Raw genomic sequence first — 6,885 nt, forward strand, 5'->3', positions numbered from 1 at the left:
CCATGCCCGCACTCTCCACCGCCGACGGCATCGACCCGATCCGCGCAGCCCATATCAGCGCGCGCATTGACCGCCTGCCCGCCGTCGCCACCGTCTGGCGCCTGGTGGCGCTGCTGTCGATCGGTGGTTTTTTCGAGCTGTATGACCTGTTCCAGACCGCCTATATCAGCCCTGGCCTGATCAGCGACGGGATCTTCCACACCGGCAGCGAAGGCGTGTTCGGCTTCTCGGACCAGGCCGCGTTCGCCTCGGCGACCTTTCTGGGCCTGTTCCTCGGCGCCAGCCTGCTCAGCCCCATCGCCGACCGTTTCGGGCGCCGGGCGATCTTTACCTTTGCGTTGATCTGGTACACGGTCGCCACGGTGTTGATGGGCATTCAAACCTCGGCGCTGGGCATTATCGGCATGCGTTTTCTGGTGGGCATTGGCCTGGGGATCGAGCTGGTGACCATCGATGCCTACCTCTCGGAACTGGTGCCCAAGCGCATGCGCAGTTCGGCGTTTGCCTTCGCGTTTTTTATCCAGTTTCTGTCGGTGCCGGCGGTGGCCTTGATGTCGTGGTGGCTGGTGCCCCAGGCGCCGTTCGGGGTGTCCGGCTGGCGCTGGGTGGTGCTCAGCAGTGCAGTGTTTGCGCTGTTTATCTGGCAACTGCGCAAGCGCCTGCCGGAATCACCGCGCTGGCTGGCGCAAAAAGGCCGCTTTGATGAGGCTGGGCAAATCATGGACAGCCTGGAGGCGCGCTGCCAAAAGGATCACGGCAAACCGCTGGATGAACCTGAGCCGGAGGCCGTCAGCGTGCAAGGCAGCGGCCGTTTCGCTGATATCTGGCAACCGCCGTACCGCCGCCGTGCGTTGATGCTGATTGTGTTTCATGTGTTCCAGGCCATCGGCTTTTTCGGCTTCGGCAATTGGTTGCCGGCGTTGCTGTCGGGCCAGGGCGTGAGCGTGACCCACAGCCTGATGTACGCCTTTATCATCACCCTCGCCTATCCGCTGGGGCCGTTACTGTTTGTGAAGGTGGCCAACCGCTTCGAAAACAAATGGCAGATCGTCGGCTCGGCCATGGGTGCGATGATCTTCGGCAGCCTGTTCGCCCTGCAAACCACGGCCGTTGGGCTGGTGATCTGTGGCGTAATGATCACCTTCTGCAATGCCTGGCTGAGCTTCAGTTATCACTCGTACCAGAGTGAACTGTTCCCGACCAATATCCGTGCGCGGGCGGTGGGGTTCTGCTATTCGTTCAGCCGCTTGTCCACGGTGTTCAGCAGCTTGTTGATCGGTTTTATTCTGGAGCACCTCGGCACGCCGGGCGTGCTGGCGTTTATTGCCAGCAGCATGTTGATCGTGATGATCACCATCAGTTGGTTCGGCCCGCGCACGCGCAATTTGGCGCTGGAGAATATTGCCCACTGACGGCAACAGTTGGCCGCCTGCGAGACAACGTTTGCCGCGGCGGCCCCACCATCCCCAATAAACACGGGGGCTTGGCCCTCGGCATGCTATTTGCTCCACCTGAGGCACCGAACACATCCCAGGTGAGCGATCATGCTGATCAACAACAACACCCAACCCGTATCGACCGTGCAACAGCTCAAGCGTCCCGACATGGACCCGGCCAATGCGGCCGCCAGCACGCTGTACAGCGGCGCCCTGCAAGCGGCGCAGCAGAGCGTGACCGTACCGGCCGCGCAAAAGGATTTGGACAAGGCCAACGACCGCATCGACGAAGCCTTCGCCAAGACCCGCGTGCAGTTGCAAGCCACCGCCGCCGCCCCTACGGCATCGACGGATGTGCCGGCAGCCGGTTCGGGCACCAGCACTGCCCGCGCTGATTTCACCGACTACATGAACAAATCCCCGGCCGAACGCATCCGCGAGCAGTTGCTCAAGGAACAGGGTTTGACCGAGGCGCAAGTGCAGGCAATGCCGCAGGAAAAACAGGACGCAATTGCCAAAGAAGTGGCAGACCGTGTGAAGCAGCAGCAAGAGCAGCAGGTAGCGGCGAAAGCCACTGACCCGGCGCAGGCGGTTAAAGAAACCCTGGCCGCGATCTAACCGACCCCCTGTTGATCGTTCCCACGCTCCGCGTGGGAATGCAGCCAAGGACGCTCCGCGTCCCAAGAGCGGACGCGGAGCGTCCAGTGAGGCATTCCCACGCAGAGCGTGGGAACGATCTTCATGTGTCTATTGCAATTGCAGGGTGGAGTTGAACTGGCTGATGGCATCCACCACATGCCGTGAGCCTTCCTGAATCTCCAGGATCACCTGCCCTGCTTCATTGGCCAGCTCCACACCCAGGCCGGTGCGGCTCAGGCTCGACTGCATGCTCGACACCGCGCTCAGCGACAGGTCGTGGTTTTTGCGCACCACGTCCACAATCTCCACCGTCGCCTGACTGGTGCGTGCGGCCAGGCTGCGCACTTCATCGGCCACCACCGCAAAACCACGCCCGTGCTCGCCGGCCCGCGCCGCTTCAATGGCCGCGTTAAGCGCGAGCATATTGGTTTGTTCGGCAATGCTGCGGATGGTCTGCACGATGGAGCCGATGATGTCCGATTGCTTGCTCACCGCGTCGATACTCTGGGCCGCCTGGTTCAAGTCGCTGGAAATCTCTTCAATGATCTGCACGGTTTGCTGCACCACCTCCGAGCCTTTGCGCGCGCAGGCGTCGTTTTGCACCGAGGTGGCATGCGCCGAATCGGCGGCGGTGCGCAGGGTGGTGACTTGGTCGGTGATGTCGCTGGCGAACTTCACCACTTTGTAGAGGCGCCCGTTGGTGTCGAAGATCGGGTTATAGGACGCTTCCAGAAACAGGGTCTTGCCGTATTTATTCTTGCGCTCGAAGCGATGGGAGTGATATTCGCCCCGGTTGAGCGAGGCCCAAAAGGCCTTGTAGGCCGGCGATTCAACCTCGGCACGGTGGCAGAACATGCTGTGGTGCTGGCCGATGATTTCTTCCCGTGAGTACTGCACGGTGCGCAGGAAGTTGTCATTGGCGTTGAGGATCTGGCCCTGCGGGGTGAACTCGATCACCGCCATGGAACGGCCGATGGCGTCGATCAGGCTCTGGTTCTCATGCTCATGGTGGACCCGCGCCGAAATATCCGAGGCCACTTTGATCACGCTCTGCACCTGATTGTGGCTGTCGAGCACCGGCATATAACTGGCTTCCAGCCATACCTCTTCGCCACGCTTGTTCAGGCGCATAAAGGTGCCGCTGAGGGCTTCGCCGCGCGCCAGGTCGCGCCATAGCTGGGTGTAGGCCTCGGTATGGGTGTAGGCCTCTTCGCAGAAAATACGGTGATGTTTGCCGCGGATCTCTTCCACGTTGTAGCCCATGGCTGTGCAGAAGTTGTCGTTGGCATCGAGGATCACGCCATTGCGGTCGAACTCGATCATCGCCATGGACCGGCTGATGGCAGCGAGTTTGGCATTGGACTCGGTGAGGGCACAGGAAAAACGTTCGATTTCTTGCAGGTCGGATTTGTGATGGCGGTTGAACATGGTCAGATCACCCTTGATTCCCGGCGCCCGGAAGGCGCATTCCATTCATTTTTTGGATAGTACTGGCTAACCTTCATGGGGAAATAACCATCCGAAACGCTTTATATGCCAAACGTCATCAACGGTTCTGGGTGAGCATAGACAGGGCTTGACGCTATGCAAGGCCACTAGTCAGCCAGCATTTTTAACAATGCGCAGGCTGCGGCTGAAGGCGCCCGGGTGGTGGAGCCGACCAAGGCAAATTCACGGTGCAGCGGCACCGTCAGCGGCATCACGCGCAGGCCATTGCGCTGGGCCGGCAAGGCCATTTCTGGCACCAGCGTGACACCGACGCCCTCGCGCACCAGGCTGTAGGCGCTGTTCCATTCGCGTACCTCTACGCGGATATCACGCAAGCTCAACCCGGCATCCGCACCCAGGCTGCGGGCATTGGCGGTGCAACCGCCGGTGGCGAGCACGAAGGGTTGTTCGAGCAGTTCTTGCAGCGACACGCTGGCATCGGCCGGGCGCTGCGCGATGGGATGATCAGCCGGCAGCACCGCCATCCAGTAATCGCGCCCCAACACCGTGGCGTTGCGCTCGGGCTTGGGGTTGAGCACCACGCCCAGGTCGATCAGGTCGGCGTCGAGCAAGGTGAGCACTTCGCTGTCCGTGACATCCAGCGTGGTCACTTCAATACCGGGGTTCAACTGACGAAAACGCTGCAACAGCGGCGTCAGAAAAGCCGCCATCACCATCGGGAAACTGGCGATGCGAATGCTCCCACGCAACAGCGGGCGTGCTTCGTCGACCGTGGTACGAATCGCCTGCAAGGCGCCCATCATCACCCGCGCCTGCTCGATCACGTTTAGCCCAAGTGCAGTGGGCAAGGTCTTGCGCGGCTCACGGGTGAACAGTTGCGCCCCCAGGGTGGCCTCCATGGACGCCATGGCCTGGCTGGCGGCGGACTGGGTCATGCCCACCTGTTCGGCTGCCGCCGTAATGCTGCCGCGATCAGCCACGGCCACGAGCAAACGCCAGTGCATCAGGTTCATCATGACAGTAGCTGTCCTTATGGAAGGGGTCTGAAGGTTTAATTTTACCCACGGTGCCATGCCCGCGAGACTGGCGCAAATTCAACCGAGTAGCCCCACATGAAACTGTATTTTTCTCCGAATGCCTGTTCCCTCGCCCCGCATATCGTGCTGCGCGAATTGGCGCTGCCGTTCGACTTGGTAAGGGTCGATAACAAGGCCAAAACCACCGCTGATGGCGAAGACTTCCTGCAAATAAACCCCAAGGGCTATGTGGCGGCGCTGCAACTGGATAACGGTCAGGTGCTGACCGAAGCCAGTGCGATCCTGCAATACCTGGCCGACCTGCAACCCACCGCCCATTTGGCCCCGGCCAATGGCAGTTGGGAGCGTGTGCGTTTGCAGGAATGGCTGAATTTCATCGCCAGCGAGATTCACGGCGGGCTGGGGATTTTCTTCAACCCGGCGATTCAAGGCCAAGTGCGAGCCACGTTTGTGGCCAAGTTGTTCAAGCGCTTTGCGTTTCTGGTGCAGACGCTGGAGCGTCAGGATTATTTGCTGGGCGAGCAGTACTCGGTAGCGGATGCGTATTTGTTTGTGCTGCTGCGCTGGGCGGCAGTTCATGACATTGATCTGCAGCCGTGGCCGGCACTGACGGCGTTTCAACAACGCGTCGGCGCACGGCCTGCCGTGACGGCGGCACTGGCTGCTGAAAATCCATGACCTGAAATGCAATTCACTGTGGGAGGACCCGCCACCTCTTCGATGTAGCGCTGTCGCGCATCAAACTGGTTCATCGTAAGGTTGAAGAACGCGGGCGGGGCAAAGGCCGTAACCAGCACTGGTGTGTCAGCACCCGAGTGGGAGAGTGGCCTGCACGGTATCGGCGTGGAGTCATTGTCGGCACAGCAAGCTGTGACCACGTATAAGAGAGTGAATCCGCTCGCCACCGTGTACCCCGCCCGCGTCATTCAATCCTGCGAGGAATTGTCATGACGCGCAAGAACCAAAAACGTTTTGAGGTCATCCACCCTGACTGCGCTGCCGTTGATGTTGGAGGCGGTGAACATTTGGCCGCCGTTGATCCGACCAAATGCGCTGACCCGGTTAAAAGGTTTTCAACCTTCACCGACGATTTGCACGCCATGGCCGACTGGTTTGAATCCATGGGCGTCAAGATGGTGGCGATGGAAGCAACCGGGGTTTATTGGATCCCGCTTTTTGAAATATTGGATAGAAGAGGTTTTAAGGTCTATCTGGTTAATTCGCGGGCAACGCGGCAGATAACCGGCCGAAAGTCCGATGTACTTGATTGCCAGTGGATCCTTCAGCTCATGACGCACGGCCTGCTGAGAGGCGCTTTTCGGCCCTCGGACGAAGTGTGCTCACTGCGTTCACTGGTCCGTCAGCGTAGTAATAAAGTTCGTGACCAAGCCAAAGCGCTTAATCGGATGCAAAAGGCGCTGGTCCAAATGAACATCCAGCTGGCTCAGGTCATCAGCAACATTGCCGGGGTGACGGGTATGAGCATTTTGCGAGCAATCGTTGAGGGCGAACGAGATCCAGAAGTGCTCGCCATGCTCAGAGACAAGCGTGTCAAAGCCGACCAGGCCACCGTCGCCCGTAGCTTGCGGGGTAATTGGCGAGCCGAGCATTTGCATGCGCTGAGCCAGGAATTGGCGGCTTATGATTTTCTGGAAAAGCAAATTGGTGAGTGCGACCAAGCCATTGCTCACGCACTGGAACGACTTCCAGTGCTTCAGGCGGATGTTGTCCCGCCCAGTAAAACACTGCGCAACCCACACCGCTCAAATGAGCAGCAACTGATTTTGCATCGCGCACTGAACAAGGTCATGGGCGTGGATTTGACCGCAATCCCAACCATAGGAATCGACACGGCTTTGGTTTTGGCCAGTGAATTGGGGGCGGATTTATCACGTTTTCCGACTTCGCAGCACTTCTGTTCGTGGTTAGGCCTCGCACCGCCGACGAGAATTTCGGGAGGAAAACCCCTTCCTGGAAAGACGGTGAAAGTGATTAATCGAGCTGCTCAAGCGCTGAAGCAAGCCGCCTCTATTGCACGTAACGACAAAAGTTTTATCGGTGCCAGCCACCGAGCGCGCCTGACCCGGATGGACACCTGTTGCGCGATTAAGGCGACAGCGCATCAACTGGCACGACTGATCTACGCGATGCTGACCAAAGGTCAGCCTTATGTTGAGAAAGGAATAGAGGAATTTGAAGAGCGTAGCCGGGACCGGCAACTGCGCGCCTTGGAGCGCAAGGCGCGAAAGTTGGGGTTGCAGCTGGTTAAAGCGGCTTGATTTTTAAGAGCAAAAACAATGAGTTATTTTTTGTTTGATAAGAGC

At 59.1% G+C, this 6,885-nt stretch carries 6 protein-coding genes; 4 read left to right on the forward strand and 2 right to left on the reverse strand.

Features of this window, described 5'->3' with window-relative positions; all coding sequences use genetic code 11:
- Positions 1–2: 2 nt before the first annotated feature.
- Positions 3–1,412, forward strand: a complete 1,410-nt coding sequence (locus tag BFP92_RS30030; RefSeq protein ID WP_065932245.1) for an MFS transporter — start codon at positions 3–5, stop codon at positions 1,410–1,412.
- A gap of 132 nt (positions 1,413–1,544) precedes the next feature.
- A complete protein-coding gene (locus BFP92_RS30035) occupies positions 1,545–2,054 on the forward strand; it encodes a hypothetical protein (RefSeq protein WP_065932246.1) in 510 nt (169 codons plus the stop codon).
- Positions 2,055–2,183: 129 nt separating this feature from the next.
- On the opposite strand, the gene BFP92_RS30040 is transcribed toward BFP92_RS30035, so the two are convergent.
- Positions 2,184–3,503: a methyl-accepting chemotaxis protein gene (locus BFP92_RS30040; RefSeq protein ID WP_065932249.1), complete on the reverse strand. Its 1,320-nt coding sequence runs from the start codon at positions 3,501–3,503 to the stop codon at positions 2,184–2,186.
- A gap of 167 nt (positions 3,504–3,670) precedes the next feature.
- On the reverse strand, positions 3,671–4,540 hold the full coding sequence (locus tag BFP92_RS30045; RefSeq protein ID WP_065932247.1) for a LysR family transcriptional regulator: 870 nt from the start codon (positions 4,538–4,540) through the stop codon (positions 3,671–3,673).
- Between the two features lie 96 nt (positions 4,541–4,636).
- Here BFP92_RS30045 and gstA point away from each other — a divergent pair, with 96 nt between their 5' ends.
- Positions 4,637–5,239 (forward strand): glutathione transferase GstA, encoded by a 603-nt coding sequence (gstA, locus tag BFP92_RS30050; RefSeq protein ID WP_065932248.1) that lies wholly within the window; start codon positions 4,637–4,639, stop codon positions 5,237–5,239.
- 269 nt (positions 5,240–5,508) lie between these two features.
- Positions 5,509–6,840, forward strand: coding sequence for an IS110 family RNA-guided transposase (locus BFP92_RS30055; protein WP_065911656.1), 1,332 nt, complete (start codon positions 5,509–5,511; stop codon positions 6,838–6,840).
- Positions 6,841–6,885 lie beyond the last annotated feature (45 nt).

The sequence above is a fragment of the Pseudomonas sp. 58 R 3 genome, from assembly GCF_900006605.1.
Lineage (GTDB): Bacteria > Pseudomonadota > Gammaproteobacteria > Pseudomonadales > Pseudomonadaceae > Aquipseudomonas > Aquipseudomonas salomonii.

What these genes read in the sequence shown, in the direction of transcription:
- BFP92_RS30030 (WP_065932245.1), top strand. Translation starts at nt 3, where the DNA reads ATGCCCGCACTCTCCACCGCCGACGGCATCGACCCGATCCGCGCAGCC.
- BFP92_RS30035 (WP_065932246.1), top strand. Translation starts at nt 1,545, where the DNA reads ATGCTGATCAACAACAACACCCAACCCGTATCGACCGTGCAACAGCTC.
- BFP92_RS30040 (WP_065932249.1), bottom strand. Translation starts at nt 3,503, where the DNA reads ATGTTCAACCGCCATCACAAATCCGACCTGCAAGAAATCGAACGTTTT.
- BFP92_RS30045 (WP_065932247.1), bottom strand. Translation starts at nt 4,540, where the DNA reads ATGATGAACCTGATGCACTGGCGTTTGCTCGTGGCCGTGGCTGATCGC.
- gstA (WP_065932248.1), top strand. Translation starts at nt 4,637, where the DNA reads ATGAAACTGTATTTTTCTCCGAATGCCTGTTCCCTCGCCCCGCATATC.
- BFP92_RS30055 (WP_065911656.1), top strand. Translation starts at nt 5,509, where the DNA reads ATGACGCGCAAGAACCAAAAACGTTTTGAGGTCATCCACCCTGACTGC.